The 18,580-nt window shown below is 71.5% G+C and carries 18 protein-coding genes; 9 read left to right on the top strand and 9 right to left on the bottom strand.

The window, feature by feature from the left end; all coding sequences use genetic code 11:
* Nucleotides 1-3: 3 nt before the first annotated feature.
* Entirely contained in the window at nucleotides 4-927 is a 924-nt protein-coding gene (locus tag CEG14_RS13950) for a LysR family transcriptional regulator (protein ID WP_094826941.1), read from the bottom strand.
* Nucleotides 928-1,050: 123 nt separating this feature from the next.
* Between CEG14_RS13950 and CEG14_RS13955 the strand changes: the two genes are divergently transcribed.
* From CEG14_RS13955 to CEG14_RS13965, 3 genes are read left to right on the top strand one after another with little or no spacing between them, the layout of a single operon-like run.
* Nucleotides 1,051-2,067, top strand: coding sequence for a Bug family tripartite tricarboxylate transporter substrate binding protein (locus tag CEG14_RS13955; protein WP_256985698.1), 1,017 nt, complete (start codon nucleotides 1,051-1,053; stop codon nucleotides 2,065-2,067).
* Nucleotides 2,068-2,111: 44 nt separating this feature from the next.
* Nucleotides 2,112-3,305, top strand: a complete 1,194-nt coding sequence (locus CEG14_RS13960) for a serine hydrolase domain-containing protein (protein WP_094826942.1) — start codon at nucleotides 2,112-2,114, stop codon at nucleotides 3,303-3,305.
* Nucleotides 3,298-4,932, top strand: a complete 1,635-nt coding sequence (locus CEG14_RS13965) for a gamma-glutamyltransferase family protein (protein WP_256985699.1) — start codon at nucleotides 3,298-3,300, stop codon at nucleotides 4,930-4,932. The genes CEG14_RS13960 and CEG14_RS13965 overlap by 8 nt, the downstream gene beginning before the upstream one ends.
* Before the next feature lie 54 nt (nucleotides 4,933-4,986).
* Here the strand turns inward: CEG14_RS13965 and CEG14_RS13970 are convergent, their stop codons facing one another.
* Entirely contained in the window at nucleotides 4,987-5,451 is a 465-nt protein-coding gene (locus tag CEG14_RS13970) for a DUF2269 family protein (RefSeq protein WP_094826943.1), read from the bottom strand.
* 2 nt (nucleotides 5,452-5,453) lie between these two features.
* Complete coding sequence (locus CEG14_RS13975) at nucleotides 5,454-6,746, bottom strand: SDR family oxidoreductase (protein WP_094826944.1); 1,293 nt, start codon at nucleotides 6,744-6,746, stop codon at nucleotides 5,454-5,456.
* A 110-nt stretch (nucleotides 6,747-6,856) separates the two neighbouring features.
* Between CEG14_RS13975 and CEG14_RS13980 the strand changes: the two genes are divergently transcribed.
* Nucleotides 6,857-7,372: a hypothetical protein gene (locus CEG14_RS13980; protein ID WP_094826945.1), complete on the top strand. Its 516-nt coding sequence runs from the start codon at nucleotides 6,857-6,859 to the stop codon at nucleotides 7,370-7,372.
* Nucleotides 7,369-8,157 (top strand): DUF2243 domain-containing protein, encoded by a 789-nt coding sequence (locus tag CEG14_RS13985; protein WP_094826946.1) that lies wholly within the window; start codon nucleotides 7,369-7,371, stop codon nucleotides 8,155-8,157. The genes CEG14_RS13980 and CEG14_RS13985 overlap by 4 nt, the downstream gene beginning before the upstream one ends.
* A gap of 54 nt (nucleotides 8,158-8,211) precedes the next feature.
* Here CEG14_RS13985 and CEG14_RS13990 read toward each other — a convergent pair whose 3' ends face one another.
* Nucleotides 8,212-8,718 (bottom strand): YciE/YciF ferroxidase family protein, encoded by a 507-nt coding sequence (locus CEG14_RS13990; RefSeq protein WP_094826947.1) that lies wholly within the window; start codon nucleotides 8,716-8,718, stop codon nucleotides 8,212-8,214.
* 157 nt (nucleotides 8,719-8,875) lie between these two features.
* On the opposite strand from CEG14_RS13990, the gene CEG14_RS13995 reads away from it, so the two are divergent.
* The 3 genes from CEG14_RS13995 to CEG14_RS14005 all read left to right on the top strand — a co-directional run bounded on the left by CEG14_RS13995 (nucleotide 8,876) and on the right by CEG14_RS14005 (nucleotide 10,398).
* Nucleotides 8,876-9,064 (top strand): hypothetical protein, encoded by a 189-nt coding sequence (locus tag CEG14_RS13995; RefSeq protein WP_094826948.1) that lies wholly within the window; start codon nucleotides 8,876-8,878, stop codon nucleotides 9,062-9,064.
* 50 nt (nucleotides 9,065-9,114) lie between these two features.
* Nucleotides 9,115-9,690 carry a DUF4142 domain-containing protein gene (locus tag CEG14_RS14000; RefSeq protein ID WP_094826949.1) on the top strand — a complete coding sequence of 192 codons (576 nt, stop codon included), beginning with the start codon at nucleotides 9,115-9,117 and terminating at the stop codon, nucleotides 9,688-9,690.
* Between the two features lie 465 nt (nucleotides 9,691-10,155).
* A complete protein-coding gene (locus CEG14_RS14005; RefSeq protein ID WP_141243344.1) occupies nucleotides 10,156-10,398 on the top strand; it encodes a hypothetical protein in 243 nt (80 codons plus the stop codon).
* 17 nt (nucleotides 10,399-10,415) lie between these two features.
* Here CEG14_RS14005 and CEG14_RS14010 read toward each other — a convergent pair whose 3' ends face one another.
* The 4 genes from CEG14_RS14010 to CEG14_RS14025 form a co-directional block, all read right to left on the bottom strand.
* Complete coding sequence (locus CEG14_RS14010) at nucleotides 10,416-10,820, bottom strand: hypothetical protein (protein WP_094826951.1); 405 nt, start codon at nucleotides 10,818-10,820, stop codon at nucleotides 10,416-10,418.
* A gap of 93 nt (nucleotides 10,821-10,913) precedes the next feature.
* Nucleotides 10,914-11,495: a restriction endonuclease gene (locus CEG14_RS14015; RefSeq protein ID WP_094826952.1), complete on the bottom strand. Its 582-nt coding sequence runs from the start codon at nucleotides 11,493-11,495 to the stop codon at nucleotides 10,914-10,916.
* A 30-nt stretch (nucleotides 11,496-11,525) separates the two neighbouring features.
* Nucleotides 11,526-11,768, bottom strand: coding sequence for an RNA-binding S4 domain-containing protein (locus CEG14_RS14020; RefSeq protein ID WP_094826953.1), 243 nt, complete (start codon nucleotides 11,766-11,768; stop codon nucleotides 11,526-11,528).
* A gap of 285 nt (nucleotides 11,769-12,053) precedes the next feature.
* Complete coding sequence (locus tag CEG14_RS14025) at nucleotides 12,054-14,549, bottom strand: autotransporter family protein (protein ID WP_256985700.1); 2,496 nt, start codon at nucleotides 14,547-14,549, stop codon at nucleotides 12,054-12,056.
* A gap of 292 nt (nucleotides 14,550-14,841) precedes the next feature.
* Here CEG14_RS14025 and CEG14_RS14030 point away from each other — a divergent pair, with 292 nt between their 5' ends.
* The gene (locus CEG14_RS14030) at nucleotides 14,842-17,268 is read left to right on the top strand and encodes a TonB-dependent receptor (protein WP_094826954.1); all 2,427 of its coding nucleotides are present in this window, start codon (nucleotides 14,842-14,844) and stop codon (nucleotides 17,266-17,268) included.
* Between the two features lie 116 nt (nucleotides 17,269-17,384).
* On the opposite strand, the gene CEG14_RS14035 is transcribed toward CEG14_RS14030, so the two are convergent.
* Complete coding sequence (locus tag CEG14_RS14035; protein WP_143277211.1) at nucleotides 17,385-18,368, bottom strand: hypothetical protein; 984 nt, start codon at nucleotides 18,366-18,368, stop codon at nucleotides 17,385-17,387.
* Nucleotides 18,369-18,580: the final 212 nt, after the last annotated feature.

An 18,580-nucleotide genomic window follows, 5' to 3' on the forward strand; every position in this document is an offset into this window, starting at 1 on the left:
GCCTCAACCCGACTGCGGATCGACGGCGCCCGACATGTGGTGCCGGCACAGTTCGCCGAGCCGCACCAGCGCGGGCGGCAGGGTCTTGCCTTCGAGCGTCACGAACACGAACTGCGACGACAGCTCGAGCGCCGGCCGCACGTCGATGTGCACCAGCTCGCCGCGCTCGATGGCGGGCTGCGCCACCTGCAGCACGCCGAAGAACACCGTGTCGGTGGTGCGCACCAGATCGACGAGCGCGGTGATGTCGTTCGACTGGTACTGGATCGCATCGATGAAGTGCACGGGCGGCCCGAAGTAGGCATTGAGCCGGTGCATCACCTCGTCGCTCATGGCGCGGCCGCTGGCCGCCACCGCGTAGCGCCGCAACGCATCGAAGTCGAGCGAGCGCGCCCGCGCCAGCGGATGGCCGGTGCGCACCACGAAGCCCAGCGGCGTGCGCGGAAAGAAGCGCAGGTGCAGGTCGGCGTCGGCGGGAATGTGATTGCGGTGCACCACCAGCGCATCGACGGCGCCCTCGCGCAGCTCCTGCACCTGCATGTCGGGCGTGCCGCCGCTCAGGAGCAGCTTGATCGCGGGATAGCGCGCCTTCATCTCGCGCAGCAGCGGCAACGACAGGATGGCGGTGGGCGTGGGCCCCAACCCGAGCCGCAGGGTGCCGCCCGCATAATCGTCGAGCAGGCTGGCGCTGCGGCGCAGCTCGGCCAGCTCCACCCGGATCCGGCGCGCACGCACGATGGCCAGCTCGCCCAACGCCGTCAGTGTTTTCCCTTTGTCGCGCTCCAGCAGGCGCCCGCCCAGCGTCTCTTCGAGCGCGTGGATGCTGCGGCTCAGCGCCGGCTGCGTCATGTGCAATTTGGCCGCCGCACGGCTGAAAGACTGGGTTTCAACGAGCACGAGGAAGTGTTCCAGCTGCTGCAGGTTCATGTCCGCCCCTCCGAACTATGACGTTCTGATTATGGTTCGATGACGAATTATGCATTGGACGTCATGGAAAAGCGCCACCAGAATGCGGACCTTCACTTCCGATTTCCTCTGGAGCATCCGGCCATGGCCCTCGGTTCCCCGCTTCCGCAGTTGGCATCTCCCCTTCTTCAACGCCTGCTCGGCCTGGCTGCCGCAGGCACGCTGGCGCTTGCCTGCGCCGCGCCCGCGGCCGCGGCGGACTGGCCGGCCCGCCCGGTCTCGGTCTATGTGCCGGTGGCCGCCGGTGGCGCGGCCGACGCGCTGGCGCGTGGCTGGGCCGCCTATGCGGGCAAGGCCATCGGCGGCACGGTGGTGGTGGAGAACAAGCCGGGCGCCAACGGCAGCATCGCGGCCGCCTACGTCGCCAAGCAGCCCGCCGACGGCTACGCGCTGCTGTTCGGCAGCACCTCCAACATGTCGGTGAACCCCTTCACCTACGCGCAGCTGGCCTACGACCCCACCCGCGATTTCGATCCGGTCACCAAGATCGCCGGCACCTCGCAGGTGCTGGTCGCCAATCCGGGCACCGGCATCCGTTCGGTGGACGACCTCGTGAAGCAGGCGCGCGCCAACCCGGGCCGCCTGAACTACGGCTCGGCCGGCATCGGCAACTCGACCCACCTGAACGTGGCGTTTCTCGCCGAACACTTCAAGCTGGAGATGTCGCACGTGCCGTACAAGGGCGCGGCGCCGGCCATGATGGACCTGATCGGCGGCCAGATCGACCTCACCTCCGATGCCCTCACCGGGGCCGTGCCACAGGTCAAGACCGGCAAGGCGGTGCCGCTGGTGATCTTCGGCACCGACCGCGTCGCGCAGTTTCCCGACGTGCCCACCATCGCCGAGGTCGGCGTGCAGGGCTTTCCCGGCGACGCCTGGTATGGCCTGATGGCGCCCAAGGGCACCCCGCCGGAAATCGTGCAGCGCCTGACGGAGGCCACGCGCAAGTTCTGGGCCGACGAGGCGGTGCGCAAGCAGATGGACGAGATCTACATGACCGCGCCCAAGGCCCTGGGCCCCGAGTCCGTGGCGCAATCGATGAAGACCGAGGCCGAGGTGTGGGGCCCCATCGTCAAGCGTCTCGGCATCCGCAACGACTGATCCAGGCCGGGCGGCAGGCCCGGCCTTCGCTTTCTGGAACTCCCATGACCGACATACACTCCCCGCCGCTGGCCGAGCCGGTCGAGCACCTGCCGCGCGGCGAAGACTTCCTGCTGTGGCCGCCCTGCCTGCAGTCATATGGCTATCGCATCGTCGACCGCCTGTTCGCCACCCGCACGATCCGCCGTGGCGAATCGCCGAGGCCGCTGCCGCGCGCGCCCGGGATCGACGTGCGCTACACGTTCGCCGGCGAGAGCCGCGACGTCGGCGAGCTGATGGACCGCAACAATGTGGCGGGCCTGATCGCGATCCACCGCGGCCATATCGTGCTCGAACGCTATGGCCTGGGCTTCCAGCCGCACGAGCGCTGGTCGACCATGTCGACCGTGAAGTCCATGACCGCCATGCTCACGGGCGCCGCGCTGCACGACGGCGCCATCGCGAGCCTCGACGATCCGGTCACGAAGTACGTGCCCGCGCTGGCCGGCTGCGCCTACGACGCCGTCACCATCCGGCACCTGCTCACCATGTCGTCGGGCATCGCGTGGGAGGAGAACTACACCGACAAGCGTTCGCACGTGAACCGCTACAGCAAGTCGCTGGCCGACAAGGTGCCGGGCGGCGTGCTCACGCTGCTGCGCGCCTGCCATCGCGCGCACGCGGCCGGCCAGGTCTGGCACTACAACACCGGCGACACCTACCTGCTGGGCGCCGTGCTGAGCGCGGCCACCGGCGGCACGCTGGCCGACTACATGTCGCAGCGGATCTGGCAGCCCTGCGGCATGGAGTTCGACGCGTTCTACACGCTCGAGAGCGACGCGGGCCAGGAGATCGGCGGCAGCCGCGCCGGCATGACGCTGCGCGACATCGGCCGCTTCGCGCAGTTCGTGCTCGACGACGGCGTGGTCGCGGGCCGCCGCATCCTGCCGCAAGGCTGGGTGGCGCAGTCCGGCACGGCCGCGTTCGAGATTCCGGCCGACCTGCACACGGCGCACCGCCAGGCGCTGGGCCTGACGGCCTATGGCTACTCCTGGTGGCTGCGCGACGACGGCGCGATGATGGCGATGGGCCACTCCGGCCAGCGCATCTTCATCGACACTGCCGCACAGCTGGCCGTGGTGCAGCTGGCCGCCTATCCCGAGCCGCGCTACGTGAGCGCCAACGAGCCCGATCGCGACGCCGAGCTCAACGCCTTCATCCTGGCGCTGCGCGAGGCCAGCGGAGCGCGGCATGGCTGAGCGCGAGGCGATGATCTGCGCCGCGCAGCCCGAGGCCGCCGAGGCGGGCGCGCGCGTGCTGCGCGATGGCGGCAACGCGGTGGACGCGGCCGTCGCGGCCGCCTTCACTCAATGCGTGGTGGACCCGCTCATGGCCGGCATCGCCGGCTACGGCACGCTGCAGATCGCCCTGCCCGGCCGCGGCGTGCACACCTGCATCGACTTCTGCGCACGCGCGCCGGCCGCCGCGCACCCCGGCATCTGGGCCGGCCTGCCGCTGAACGAAACCCCGGACGGCTACGCCTTCGTGGTCGAGGGCAACGTCAACGAGGCCGGCTACCAGTCGATCGGCACGCCGGGCACGCTCGCCGGCCTGGACCATGCCCTGGCGCGCTACGGCACCTGGTCGTTTGCCGACGCGCTGGCGCCCGCGCTCGCCCATGCGCGCGAGGGGGTGGTGGTGCGTCCGCACATGTACCAGTACGGCGCGCTCGACCGCGCCCGCGGCGGCATGCTCGAAACGAACGCGCGCCTCGCGCTCAGCGCCACCGGCCGCAAGGTCTACCTGGGCGCCGACGGCCAGTTCAAGCGGCCCGGCGAGCGGCTGCACAACCCCGACCTCACCGCCACGCTCGGACACCTGGCGCGGGCCGGCGCCGCCGACTTCTATCACGGCGAAATCGCCGCCCGCATCGCCGAAGACATGCAGGCCCACGGCGGCCTGCTGTGCGCCGCCGACCTGCGCGACTATCGGGTGTCGGAGATGGCGCCGATCTGGGGCGAATACCGCGGCTGGCGCGTGGCCGGCTTTCCGCCCCCCGCCGGCGGGCTGACCCTGATCCAGGCGCTGCACGTGCTCGGCCGCTTCGACGTGGCCGCGCTCGGGCACAACAGCGCGGCCTACCTGGCGCTGCTGGCCCAGACCCTGAAGTGGATCACGATCGACAAAGACACGCTCATCGGCGACCCCGAGTTCGTGGACGTCCCGGTCGAGCACCTGCTGTCGCGGGCGCATGCCGAGGACATCGCCGGGCGGATCCGCGCGCAGACCGCGGCCGACGTGGCGCGGCTGGCGCCGGGCATCGGCGCGGAGCCGCGCGACACCACCCAGGTGTGCGTGATCGACGCCGACGGCAATGCCGCCACGCTCACGCACAGCCTGGGCACCAGCTCGGGCGTCATCACCGATGGCCTGGGCTTTCTCTACAACGGGCTGCTCAGCGGCTTCGATCCGCGCCCCGGCCGCGCCGCCTCGATCGGGCCGGGCAAGCGCCGCACCAGCTCGCAGTGCCCGCTGCTGCTGTGGCGCGACGGCGAGGTGCAGGCCGCGCTCGGCGCACCCGGCGGCACGGCGATTCCGTCGGCGCTCACGCAGACGGTGGTGAACCTGGTGGACTTCGGCATGAGCCCGTTCGAGGCCGTGGCCGCACCGCGCATCTCGGTCACCGGCAACGCCATCGACGTGTCCAACCGCATTCCGCGCTACGTCACCGACGCGCTCGCGGCGCAGGGACAGTCGATCCAGCGCTCGTACCAGAGCTACGCCTTCGCGGCGCCTCACCTCGTCTCGCGCATGCACGGCGTCCTGCAGGGCGGCGCCGATCCGCAGCGCGACGGCGTGGCACTGCGCGTGGGCCAGCCCGGCTGAAGGCGTGTTGCGACGGTTGCGCCCGCAGACGTTGCGCGGACAACGGTCGCGCCGTCAGGACGGCTTGAACACCATCAGCCAGAAGATCGCCAGGAAGGCGCCCAGCGCGGGGAAACCCAGGACGAACCAGGCGCGGAAGTGACGCCGGAAACCGGCCGAGAGCGGCTGGCCCGCGGCCACGCTGGCCTGCGCGCTGTCACGCATCAGGATCTGCAGGCGCACCACCGGCAGCCAGCAGGCGATGGCCACCGCATACAGGCCCAGCGACCACGCAATCCAGGGCGTGGACAGCGGCAGCTGCATCCGGTGCACGAGATAGAAGCCGGTGAGCGGCTGCAGCAGCGCGGTGGTGGCCGTGAAGAGCCAGTCGGCGACCACCACGAAGCGCGCCACGCTCGCGACCACCCGGGCCTCGCCCTGCATCGCCACGCACAGCAGGTAGAAGGCCGAGCCCACGCCGGTGCCGAACAGCAGCGTGGACGACAGGATATGCAGCAACTTCACCCAGACATAATCCATACTCATCTCCCGCGCCGCTGCGCGTCGTGCAGCCAAAGCAGCCACAGCCCGGCCAGCATGGGCAGATTCTTCGAGATCGGCCCGAAGGGATGCAGCCATTGCTCGGGCAGGCGCAGGCTGATGATGACGGTGTAGCCCACGATCAGCAGCGCCTGCGCGAGCCAGAGCCAGCGTCGCCCGCGCCCGCGCCACGCCAGCGTCAGGATGCCGAACACGAGATCCAGCGCCGCCGCGCCGTACAGCGCGTAGGGCGCAAGCGCCGCGCCCACGCCCACGTCGCGCAGCATCGCCACGCTCTGTGCAGGCGGATACAGGCCGAACGACACGGCGGCCGTCCAGAGCCACACCAGCGCGATGCACCAACGCAGCACCGGCAACGCGACGCCGAGCACCGCCTGTGCATGCCGCGCCGTGCGCTCGGCCGGGTCGACGAAGCGCTGCGGCGCGCGCGGCGGCCGGCCCAGCAGCGCGGCGAATGGCGCGGGGTCGGCCACGCTGCCGCGCGCCAGCATGAGCAGGCTGGCGCGGCTCAACAGCCCGCCCGTGAGCCGCGAGGCCAGCGGCGCCGCCGCCAGGCACAGCGCCATCGGCACGCCGACCACGCGCGGCCGGCCCACGCCGCCGAGCGCCGTTCGCAACGCGCCGAGATAGGCGCGCAGGCTGAGCGGGGCGGGCCCGCAGAAGGCCAGCGTGGCGACGCCCCGGGCGGGCGCATCGAGCAGCGCCAGAATGCCGGCCACCACGTCGTCGACATGCACGGGCTGCACCCGCTGTCGGCCGCCCCCGGGCAGCGCGAGGCATGGCAGGAGCGCGAGCCGTTCGAACCAGGCCGCGCTGGTGCCGCCCGGCCCATACACCAGCGACGGCTGCACGATGAAGGCGGGCGCCCCGGCCGCACGCAGGGCGTCGTCGGCGCGCCGCTTGGTGCGCAGGAACGCGGTCGACGCCCGCGCATCGGCGCCCAGTGCGGAGATCTGGATCACGCGCGCGCCGCACTGACGCGCGGCGTCGAACAAGGCCAGCGGCGCGCGCACGTGGACGGCGGCGAATTCCTTGGCGCTGGCGTCGAACACCCCGGCCGCGTTGATGACGCAGTCGACGCCGCGCAAGAGTGCGCGCCAATCCTGCGCCCGTGTCATGCGCGAGAACTGCGCGGGAATGAAGCTTGCTCGCTCGCCGGCGGCGCCGTCGGGCACGCGCCGCACCGGGCAGACTACCGCGTGGCCCGCGTCGGTCAGCGCGCCGAGCAGATGACGGCCGATGAAGCCGGTCGCCCCGGTCAGCAGAATCTTCATGCGTTCCTCGCTCGATGTCGGGGCGTGCCCGTCACGCGCCGGCCCCTGTCGCGTCGCGCCCCGGCGTTGGCAGCAACCCCTGTGCCCGCCCCATTCCTTCAGGAGACATCATGTCGAATTGGCCATCCGCCCTCGCCGAGGGCCTGCGCAGCGGCACGGCCGCCAGCCTGCTGTCGACGGCGGTACTCATGGCGAGCGGGCGGCACCATGCCGGCCATACGGTCGCCGCCACCAATGCCACCAGCCAATGGCTCTGGGGTCGGCCCGCGCTGCACGCCAACGCGCCCACGCTGCGCCACACGGCGGTGGGCTATGCGGTGCACCATGGCGCCTCGATCTTCTGGGCCACGCTGCACGCGCGCGCCACGCAGGACCTGCCCGGCGCGCGCACGCTGGGCGGGGCGCTGGCGGGCGGACTGGTCACGGCCGCGGTCGCCTGCGTCGTGGACTTCTGCTTCACGCCGCAACGCCTCACCCCGGGCTTCGAACATCGCCTGCCGCGCTCGGCGATCGGGGTGGCCTACCTCGCGTTCGGCATGGCCATCGGGGCGGCGGCGCTGTGCTGGCGGCGCCGGCGCGGCGCGCATGACGATGCCGCGCGTGCGGTTCGTGGGGAGGAGGCATGATGCGCGCCGACACCGGTCTGACGCGCGCCGGCCTGCTGCTCGGATTCGCCATGGGCGGCTTCTTCGACGGCATTCTGTTGCACCAGATCCTGCAATGGCACCATCTGCTGTCGGCCATCCAGTCCGGCCCCTACGCCAGCCTGCGCATGCAGGTCACGGTGGACGGGCTGTTCCACGCGCTCATGTATGTCGTCGCCGCGCTGGGCCTGTGGCAACTGCACCGCGCGCGCGCCGCGATGAACGGACAGCGGCGACGGCTGTGGGGTGCTTTCTGGATGGGCTTCGGCGGCTGGCACGCGATCGACGCGGTAGTGTCGCACTGGCTGCTCGGCATCCACCGGATCCGCATGGACACGGAGGTGCCGCTGCTGTGGGACCTCGGCTGGCTGGTCGTGTTCGGCCTGCTGCCCTTGCTGGTTGGCTGGCGCATGCAGCGTGGCGACGGCGCGGGCCCGCCCGCGCGTTCGCGCCGCGGCGCGGCTGCGCTCGGCCTGCTGATTGCGGGCGCGGCCGCCCTCAATCTGTTTCCGCCGCGCGAAGACCTGGGCACGACGGTCGTGACCCTGCGGCCCGGCGCCTCGCCCGCCGCCTTGATCCAGTCGCTCGCCGAGCGCGACGCCCGCGTCGTATGGTCGAGCGCGGACGGGGGAGTCTGGGTGCTGCACGGGCTTGCCCTGCGCGACCGCATCGCGCTGTATGGCGCCGGCGCGCTCTATGTCAGCGGCGCGGCCACACCGTCGGGCTGCAGCGCGTGGGTGTCGCCCTCCGCGCGCGTGTCGCTCTGACCCCACGACCGCGGACGGCCGGCGCCGGCCCCGGCGCCAGCCCTCGCGGCGCGCTCAGCGCGCCTTACCGACTGCGGCCGCCTCGGCGTTCGCCTGGGTCAGCGCGAGCTTGCTGAGCTTCTCGTCGGTCGACTTCTCTTCCGCGAGCGTTTCCTTCAACAGCGTCAGCGCGTTGGTCTCGCCCAATTGCTTGGCAAAAGTGCACAACGTACCGTAGCTGGCAATTTCGTAATGCTCGACCTTCTGCGCCGCAGCGATCAGCGCGGCGTCCAGCACGGGCCCTTTCTCGATCTCGTCGATGATGTCCTTGCTCTCTTCCACCAGCCCCTCCATCGCGGCGCACTTGATGCGCTTGAGACGGAAATCGCTGCCCTCCACGATCTGGTCGATGCGCTCGACCTGGCCGCGCGTCTCCTCCAGGTGCGCGGTGAAGGCTTCGGCAAGTTTGGGGTCGGTGGCCGCGCGCGCCATCTTGGGCAGGGCGCGGGTGAGTTGCTTCTCGGCGCTATAGACATCCGAAAGCTCGTGGACGAACAGGTCTTTGAGGGTCTTTCCGGCCATGGTCTTACTCCTATGAAGGTTCCGGCGCCGCCACCGGCGCGCGTCGCGTGTTCACGCAACCGCCATTCCTGCCGCTCGCCCCGCATCGCAACGGCCCGATCCGGCCTCGGGAGCGCAAATTGCTGAACAGCCCGGACATTCACCGCAGGAGACTCTCATGCCGCATCAACCCGAAGGACAGACCGAACATCTGCCCGCGAAGGTCAAGGACATCGATCCCGCGACGCAGCACAACCCCGACCCCGACTCGAACTCCGGTTACCCGGCGGGCGGCAACAAGACCGCGCCCGATCGCGACGCCTACGGTCGCCCCGTGTCGCCCGACAAGGCGCCGGACCTGGCCTGATCGCGCCACCCTGTTTTCCCCTGATGCCTCATGCCTACCAAGGAGCACTCATGAAATCGACCTTCACCCGTCTCGCGCTCGGCGCCGCCCTCGCCCTTTCGCTGCCGCTCGCCGCGCAGGCACAGACCGGTTCGGCCAGCCCGAACGCGCCCGCCGCGGCCACGCCCAAGGCGGCCGATGCCAAGCTCGACAGCGCCGATCGCGACTTTCTCGAGAACGCGGCCCAGTCCGGCCACCTGGAGATCGAGGGCAGCAAGCTGGCGCTCGAAAAGGCGCATAGCCAGGACGTGAAGACCTTCGCGCAGAAGATGATCGACGACCACGGCAAGGTCGGCCAGCAGCTCGCCACGCTCGCCAAGAGCAAGGGCTACGAGCCGCCCACCGGCCCCTCGATGATGCAGCAGGCCCGCCTGAAGACGCTGGGCATGCGCGACGACGGCTTCGACAAGGCCTATGCCGAAGAGATCGGCGTGTCGGCGCACGAAGATGCCGTCAAGCTGTTCGAGAAGGCCAGCAAGGAGGCCAAGGACGCGGACGTGAAGAAGTTCGCTGCCGACACCCTGCCGGCGCTGAAGCAGCATCTGGACATGGCCAAGACCCTGCACCAGGCGGTCGACAAGAAGTAAGGCGCCCGCCCCGATGCCCGCAGGGCCGCGCGCAAGCGCGGCCCTCGTCGTTTGTGCGCGGCCGCCACGGAGAGGCAGAGTACGGAGGCCGGCGCGATCCGGCGGGTGCGCCTGGCCCGGGTTCGGCGTCGCACAGGCCTGAGGACAACGCCGCACCCAGCGTAGTTGTATCCGGGAGCGCCGGTTGCGGACGCAACGGTCTCGCGCCTTGCGCGCAGCATCCGGAGGGCAGCATTTTGCGGAATCGCAACTTCTTGTTGTACGTCGTCGCCACGATCGTCGCGATCGGGGCCATCCTCATGCTGGCGCCGTGGTGACGCACGCGAATGGCCCGGGGCAGGACGCTGCCGGCCAGGCGGCCCGGACCGCGCGGCGACGGTGCCACGGGGGCAGCGACGCGGGCACCGTCCGCCCGGTTCCCGCCGTGCGACCCGGTGGCGTCCGTGCGTTGGGTGGGAGACGGACGTGAAGGACGGAGATCGCTTGATCGTGACGCTGGGCCAGGCCCGCGGCATGGGCGGCGCCTGGGCCGAGAACCTGTGCCTGCCCGCGGAGATGGGCGAGGCGGTCGCGCGCCGCTGGTATGCGCGCACGCAGGGCAGCAACGCAAAGACCTGGAGCAGCCTGGCCGCCAGCCTCAAGGCGGAACTGGGCATGCCGCCCGCCGCGGTGGCGCCGCCGCCGGACGCCGGGAAACCGCGCGCGTGAGCCGCGGCCGTCGGCGCCTATTGATTCGCCGCGCGCTCGATGAGATCGACGATCTCGGCGACGGACAGCGTGAAGACCCCCGCCTCCTGCTTGTCGAACGCCTCGCGCCAGACCCGATAGCCCTCGCGATGATCCGCCAGCGGCTCGCGCGTGCCGTCGAGCTGCGTCAGGCTCTTCTGCAGGGTTTCTTCGGACACCGGAAAATGCGGCAGCTCGTCGGTGAGGCCGCTGGCGCTGCGCGGGTTCCGGACGGCCACGTCGAGCACGCTGATGTGGAAGATGTGGCCCAGGAGGGGCGCGGTCTCGATCAGGTTGATCAGCACCCGCGACGCCGATTCGCCGGGCCGGGCATGGTATTGCCACAGCTGGCCCACCGCGTAAGGCTGGGTCTGGGCGGGGCTGGGTATCGATAGCAGCGACATGGCGGGAGGATCCGTAGGGAGGGCGGCGCGGCCACCGCCGTGCGCCGCGTCTCGCCGCCGGATGGGCGGGAAGACGAGACCATAGCAGAACGCTTACTGCGCGAACCGTTGATCGCGCAACAATTTGGCCAGCTCGGGCGCGGCCATCAGCGCCACGTCCTGCGCGCGGGCATACTGCCACGCGTTGTCGGAGACATCCCCGAGCGCGATGAAGATGGCCTCGTGCGCGCCGCGCTTCTCGCGCACCGCCTGCAGTTCGCGCAGCGGTTCGACGCCCACGCGTGCGGCCTTCCAGCGCTTGGCGCTGACGATGGCCACGTTGCCGTCCTTGGTCAGGGCCAGATCGGCGCCGGGCAGGTTGAGCCGTTCGACCTGACAGCCGTCGCGCTGGAAGCCCGCCTCGATGATCTTCACGAACTCGTTCCACGGCATATTGGCCGTGGCTTCGGCCACCGCCAGCACGCGCGCATCCGACGGCCGCTTGAACTGGCGGTAGAGCGCGATCAGCGAGATCACCGCGAAAGGCACCGCCGCGAACACCCCCATCGGCGCCAGGTCCTTGGGCAGGGCGGCAAAGCCGCCCGCGCTCAGCAGCACGGCCACCCCGGCGCTCATCCACCACGGCGAACGCAGCAGCACGGCGAAGATGGAATTCTTGGACATCTTGAGTTTCATGGCGGCTCGCAGCGTGAGGCGTGAGGGAGATCAGTCGTCGGCGACGTCGGCAGCGGCGCGCACCACGATGCGCACGTCACCGCAATCGACGATCTGGCCGGCACGGATCTTGGCGGTCTTGCGCGTTTCGACCGCGCCGCCCACGCTGACGTGCCCTTCGGCGACCAGCGCCTTGCCCGCCCCGCCGCTGTCGCAGACGCCGGTGGCCTTCAGGAGCTGATTGACTTCGATATAGGGGCTGCCTTCGGCGAGCGTGAATTCAATGAGGGGCATGCGAGGTGGGTATCGGAGGAAACGGGGCGGCGCCCAGACCTGCCGGTGGCGGGCCGGACGGCATGGCGGCAGGACGCGAAACGGCAGGCGATGCGCGCAGGCGCCCGACGCCGTGCCGGTGTTTTTTGCTGGCGCAATGATACCCGATGGGTCCGCGCGGCCCGGCGCACGGGCGCCGCCGGGCGGCAGCCGACCCGGACGCGGGTGGCGCGTGCACGACCGGCGCCGGAAAGCACGAAAACGCGACTGAACGCGCCGCTGTCCCGAGCCGCCCGCGACGCCGCCTCAGAAGCGCCAGCGCACCGTGGCCGAGGCCGTCTGGTCGCGGTTGCCGCCGCCGAACTGGCCGGCGTACGACAGCCCCAGCGAGGCGCCGCGCGACACCTGCGCCTCGACGCCCAGCTCCACCAACGCCGCGTTGCGCGCGATCGGCGCGCCAGTGACGGTGAAGGACTCGCCGGCATCGAAGGCCAGCCGGCTCTCGGGCCGGATGTCGCCGAACGCGTGGCGCCAGCCCAGCCCCGCGCTCAGGGCCGCGGCGGTGCCGCCCCAGTTCACTTCCTGGCGGGCGCGCAGGCCCAGCGTGGCCTTGCGCGTGTTGTTGTGCACCGCCTCGCCCGACAGCGCCGCGCTGCCGCCCGATTCGGCGAAGCCGCGCGTGCGCTGCATCGCCCAGCCCAGGCCGAGATAGGGTTCGAGCGTCAGGCCGCGCGCCGCGCCGAAGGCATAGCCCGCCTCGCCGAACAGCTGGGTGGTGCTGGCGCCGTAGTCGGCGTCGAGCTGCTGGTTCAGGCCGCCGGCATCGACGCGGCGCTCGGTGCCGATGTCGTGCCAGGTGTAGGAGGCGCCCGCCATCAGCTTGAGCGTGCCGGCGCCGAGCGCGACCGCCTTGCCGCCGTACGCGATCGCGCTGTAGCTGGAGACGTCGGCGCGGCTCGCGAGGCTGTCGACCGTCAGCTTCGAATCGGTGTAGCCCAGGGCCCCGCCCAGGCGCCAGCCGTCGCCCAGGGCGTGGTCGGCGCCGACGAAGACGCCGCCCGTGTGCTGGCGCATGGCCTGCGTGTCGCCGGTGGCGCCGAAGCGCTGCCAGTTGCCCACCACCTGGGCCCAGGCGGGCCGGGCCAGGGACGACGGCAGGCTGGCCGCCGACGGCGCCGCGTCGCTCGTGCCCGCCGCGGCGGTCGGCGCGCCGGCCGCCATGCCGGCGCCGAGATTGCCGCGCAGGTGATCGAGCGGCACCGCGCTCACCGTGCCGGCCAGGTTGGCCAGGCCGGCGCTCACGCCGGCGTGGGCTTCGCCGGACAGCGCGGAAAAGAAGCCCTGCGGCGCGCCGGTGGGCAGGTTGATGGCCGCGTCGTAGACCGCGTTGCCCGCGCCCAGCGTCTCGGCGGCGTCGGCCACGGCCTGCGCGTTGCGGCCGGCGACCAGGTCGGCGAAGCGCACGGCCCTGCCTTCCTCGGGGATGACGGTGCGGCCGAGGTTGAGCAACAGCTCCCGGTCGTCGCCCGAATACACCAGGTCGAAGCTGAGGTAGGCCAGATTGGTCGAGGCGCTGGCGAAGCGCGTCTGGTTGAAGGTGCCGTCGGCGCGCAGCACGACCTGGCTGTAGCGCTCGGTGTAGGCCCCGGGTGCGGCCTCGAGGTAGAAAGCGGCGCCGGCGAGGTTGGCGCCGCCCGTCACGACCAGCCGATCGGCCGCATTGGGCGCGGCGCGCACGCTGTAGGTGTTGCCGGCGCCCAGCGCCAGATTGCCGTTGAGCACCACGGCGGCGGTGCTGCCGCCGCCGATGCGCAGCCAGTTGTTCGTGCCGGTGTAGCGCACATTGCCGATGGTGATCGAGTTCTCGACCAGGGTCAGCGTGTTGTCGTTGCCCGCGATCACGACGGCGTCCTGGTAGTTGCCGTAGGCGTCGCGGCCCGCTTCCATGCGGCCCGCCTGCACGATCTCGGATTGGCTGCCATCGAGCTGCACCGCACGGCCCGCGACGCCGCTCGTGAAGCCGGCCCCGGCATTGCCGCCATAGACCGCGCCCTGGTTGATGAAGCGCTGCTGGGTGCCGGACATCACCAGCCCGGACCCGCCATTGCCGCCGTCGCCGACGAAGCCCCAGTTGACGTCGTAGCGTTCGCCCACCGCGCCGCCGCCGCCGCCCGCCCCGCCCCAGAGCGCGCCGGTGTTGAGGAAGGAGGCCTGCCCGTTGAGCCATTGCACCGCCGCGGCGCCGTCGCCGCCTCGGGCGCGCCAGGTGTCCGGCCGGCCGGCCGTCATGATCTCGTCCTGGACGACGCTGCCCCCGCCACCGCCACCGCCGCCGATCAGGGTGGCGGCGTTGATCGAGGTCCTGCCCTCCCCGCCCGCGCCCGTGAGCACCAGCGACACGGCGCCATTGCCGCCGATGGCGGTGCCCTTGGCGCCGCCGGTCAGGACGATGCTGCCGCCGCCGCCGCCCCCGCCGCCGCTCTCGATCGTGCCGCTGCCGATGGTGGTGTAGGGCCCGAGCCGGTACAGCAGGCCGGCGCCGCCGTCGCCGTTCGTGTGGGTGCCCGATACGCCGGCCGAGCCATTGCCGCCGTTGCCACCGGTCGCGAACCAGCCGGTGCCCGCCTGCCCGGCGTTGCCGCCGTCACCGTAGCCCGCGCCGGGCGAAGCGTTCGCGCCGCCGACGCCCTGGAACAGCGGATCGCCGTTGCCTCCCGCGCCGCCCGCATGGGCCTGCAACGGCGCGGCCAGCCCGTAGGCGGCGGCGAGGCTGAGGCAGAGCGTGGTGCGGCGCAGAGACATGGCGAAATCCGGATGAAGACCTTCCATAGGTGGCAAACGGGCCGGGATCGTTCCATTTGCCCCGCCAGCGCGGGTCGGCGAACCCGGCACCGGCATGCCGCCCCGCCCGCGCGGATGCGCTACGCTCGCGCCTCGTGAGGGCGGATCGGGGCGCCGCGGCAGGAAAGTTGTAACGGTGGTTCCGGCTTTGGCGGCCTCGTTCGATCAGGCAGGCAGAGCGTCCCGTCGCACCGGCCCACCGCCGTCCGCGAGCGGGACTCGCCACCTCATCCCTCGCACGCACAGGTTCGTCATGTCCGCTCATTCTTCGTCCGGCGCCACGCCGTCCGTCCCCGCGCAGCACCGTCTGCGCCACCTGGCCCTGCCGCTGGCCGTGTCCGCGGCGCTGCTTGCCGCCTGGGGCCCCGCCGCCCGGGCACAGGGCGCGGGCGCCAGCAGCGCCACGCAGGTGCAGCAGTTCGACATCCCGGCCGGCCCGCTCAACCAGGTGCTGGCCCAGCTGGCGAGCCAGACCGGGCTGTTGCTGGCGGCCACGCCGGAGCTGGTCGCGGGACGCCAGAGCGGCGGCGTGCGCGGCAGCCACACGCGCCACGATGCGCTGGCGGCGGCCCTGGCCGGCACCGGTCTGCGCGCGACAGCGGAGCGTGCCAATCAATACCGCCTGAGCCCGCTGCCGCAGGGCGGCGCGACCGAGCTGGAGACGGTCACGGTGAGCGCCAACGCGTTCGCCGACGCGCTGCCGCCTGTCTACGCCGGCGGCCAGACCGCGACCGGCGGGCGGATCGGCCTGCTCGGCGAGCGCAGCAACCTGGACACGCCGTTCAGCGTGACGCAATACACGTCCAAGCTGATCGAAGACCAGCAGGCGCAGAACATCGGCGACGTGCTGGTCAATGATCCGTCGGTGCGCAACACGTATTCGCGCGGCGCGGGCCGCGACGAGTTCAACATCCGCGGCTTCACGCTCTTCAACTATGACGTGGCCTACAACGGCCTGTATGGCGTCTCGCCGCGCAACGCCACCTCGCTCGTCGGCATCGAACGCGTGGAAGTGCTGCGCGGCCCGAACGCGCTGCTCAACGGCATGGCGCCCTATGGGTCGGTGGGCGGCTCGATCAACCTTGTGCCCAAGCGCGCAGGCGACGAGCCGCTCAACCGGATGACGCTCTCGTACATCGGCGACAGCCAGTTCGGCGCGCATGCCGACCTGGCGCGCCGCTACGGCGACGCCAACGAGTTCGGCGTGCGTCTGAACGTGGCGGGCAGCGATGGCAAGCTCGGCATCAGCGGCGCCAGGGAAGAACTGGGCGCCGTATCGCTGGGCCTGGACTACCGCGCCGATCGCTTTCGCATCGAGGGCGACGTCAACTATCAGTATCGCGACACCAGCGCGCGCAGCGGCCTGCTGTTCCCGCCGGGCACCGGCATCGACATCCCGCGCGCACCGGACGCGCGCAAGAACTTCTTCCCCTCATGGACGTACTGGCGCACCAAGGAGTGGTCGGGCGACGTGCGGGCGGAGTACGACGTGAGCGCCGACTGGACGGTGTACGGCGCGCTCGGCGCGCGCAAGCATGACTTCGCCAGCCTGCAGACCAGCTGGCTGATGCTCGACGGCGACGGCAACATCGGCGCGGTGCCGGCGCGCCTGAACGAGGCCCTGCTCAGCAAGACCGGCGAGGTCGGCGTGCGCGGCCGCTTCGACACGGGACCGCTGCGCCACGAGCCCACGCTCAGCGCCAGCTTCCTCGATGTGCAGTATTCGTCCAAGCGCATCCGTTCGACCACCGTCTTCAGCAATCTGTACGAGCCGGCCGACCTGGCCCGCCCCACCGACCTGCCGCGCACCAGCGGCACGCGCCTCTACAGCGTGGCGCTGGCGGACACGGTGTCGATGCTCGACGATCGCGTGCAGCTGATCGCCGGCCTGCGCAACCAGCGCGTGCAGTCGATCAACTACAACGCGGCGGACGGCACCCGCGCCTCCGACTATGGCAAGTCCAAGCTCACGCCCGCCTTCGCGCTGACGCTGCGCCCCACGCAGCAGCTGTCGCTCTACGGCAACTACATCGAAGGCCTGAGCCAGGGCGCCACGGCGCCGGCCGGCACGCTCAACGAAGGCGAGACCTTCGCGCCGGACGTGTCGCGCCAGATGGAGGTCGGCGCCAAGTACGACTTCGGCCGCTATGCGGTGACGCTGAGCGCCTTCCAGATCGACCAGCCCAGCGCCTTCCTCGATCCGGACAGCCTGCGCTACGTGGCCGACGGTCGCCAGCGCAATCGCGGCCTGGAGCTGCTCGGCCAGGGCGAGCTCGCGCGCGGCGTGCGGCTATTGGGCGGCGTGGCGTACACCAACGGGCGGCTCACCCGCACCGAAGGCGGCGTGAACGACGGCAATCATGCGCCGGCCGTGCCGCGCTATCAGTTCAACGCGGCGGCGGAGTGGGACACGCCGTTCGTCGACGGGCTGACCCTGTCGGTGCGCATGCTGCGCACCACGCAGCAGTACGTGGATGCGGCCAACACCCAGACCATCCCGGGCTGGACGCGCTGGGACCTGGGCGCGCGCTACGCCTTCAAGGCCAACGGCACGCCGATGGTGCTGCGCGCCACGGTGGAAAACGTGTTCAACAAGAACTACTGGCAATCGGCCGCGCGCGAAGGCCTGTCGATGGGCGCGCCGCTCACGGTGCTGCTCTCGCTCAGCGCCGACTTCTGAGCGGGCCGCGGCGCCGCCTACGCCTGCGCTGGCGAGCATGAAAAGGGCCGGTCTGCACCGGCCCTTTTCATTGCATGCGCGCCGCGCTCATGCCCGGCGGCTGCGCCAGGCGAGCCTCACGCGGCGGACACGGACGGCGCCGCGGCCGGCACGTCGACGGTCGGCGCCGTGACCAGCGACAAGGCGGCGCCCCCTTCGGTTGCGCGCGCAGCCTGTTGCAGCAGTGCATGCGCGTCGTCGGCATCGCGACGCGATTGGGCATCGGCGTCGCGCAGCTTGGCCTGCACCATCGCCAACAGCGCCTTGAGCGCGCGGACCGCCTCGCGCAGGGCCTTCGCGTCGTCGTCGCGCTGCCGCGCCTCGTCCTGGCGCTGCGTCGTGGCCGCCTGCGCGGCCGCGTCGTCGGCCTGCGCGTCGGTTGCGCCCGCATCCGGTTCCTCGGCCGCGCTGGCGTCCGCGCCTGCCTCACCGGCGTGACCCGCGGCATGCTGCGCGGCATAGGCCGCGGCGGCCGAGGCGGCGGCGACCGGTGCGGCGGCGGCCGGTGCCGCGGCGGCCGCCGCCGGCTCGCTCGCCGACGCCTCCGCCGACGCATCGACCGACGCGTTGCCCGCCGTGGCCGCGCCACCCGCCGTCGCCGCATCGGCGGCGCCTTCGGCGGACACCGCCACGTTGATCGGGATCACCGTGCCGCCCGCCTGGGCCGATCCGCCGCCGCCCGCCTTGAGCGTGGCGGCCGCATCGGCCAACTGGCCCGCGAGCTGGCGGATCTCGTTCATCACGCCCTTGGCCGCGGACGGGCTCATGAACATGACGAGCTTCTTCAGGCTCTCGATGCGCTTCTTGATCTCTTCGACGCGGGCCCGCGCCAGATCCTTGTCGGTCTGCTGCGGCGCGCTCGCCAGGCGGTCGAGCGCCTGCTTGCGCTCGTACAGCCGGTCCCAGGCGTCGTCGCTCAACGTCACGCGGAACGAGGCGGCGGGCGCCTCCCCGGATGCCGCCGTCACCGCCGGGGCCGCGTCGCCCTCGCGGCCCGCGCGCATGTCGGTCGAGGGGCCATTGCGCCAGAAACCGCTGGATCCCGCTACGCCAGACGTCATCGCTCACTCCCTTTGCGCCCGGGCCCATGCCTGCGCGTCGTCCCTCAATACGGCACGCGCAGCGCAAAACTTAAGCCCGGCTGGCCCGCTCACGGGAGTCCTTGCCGCACTTGCACCACGCTTCAGCCTTGAAATGTTTGCAACGGATATCCGCAAATATTGCAGCATCTGCCCGCCCGCGCTGCCAGGATCCACAGCCCCGGCACCCCCTG

Origin of the sequence: Bordetella genomosp. 1 (assembly GCF_002261335.1) — a bacterium.
Lineage (GTDB): Bacteria > Pseudomonadota > Gammaproteobacteria > Burkholderiales > Burkholderiaceae_B > Bordetella.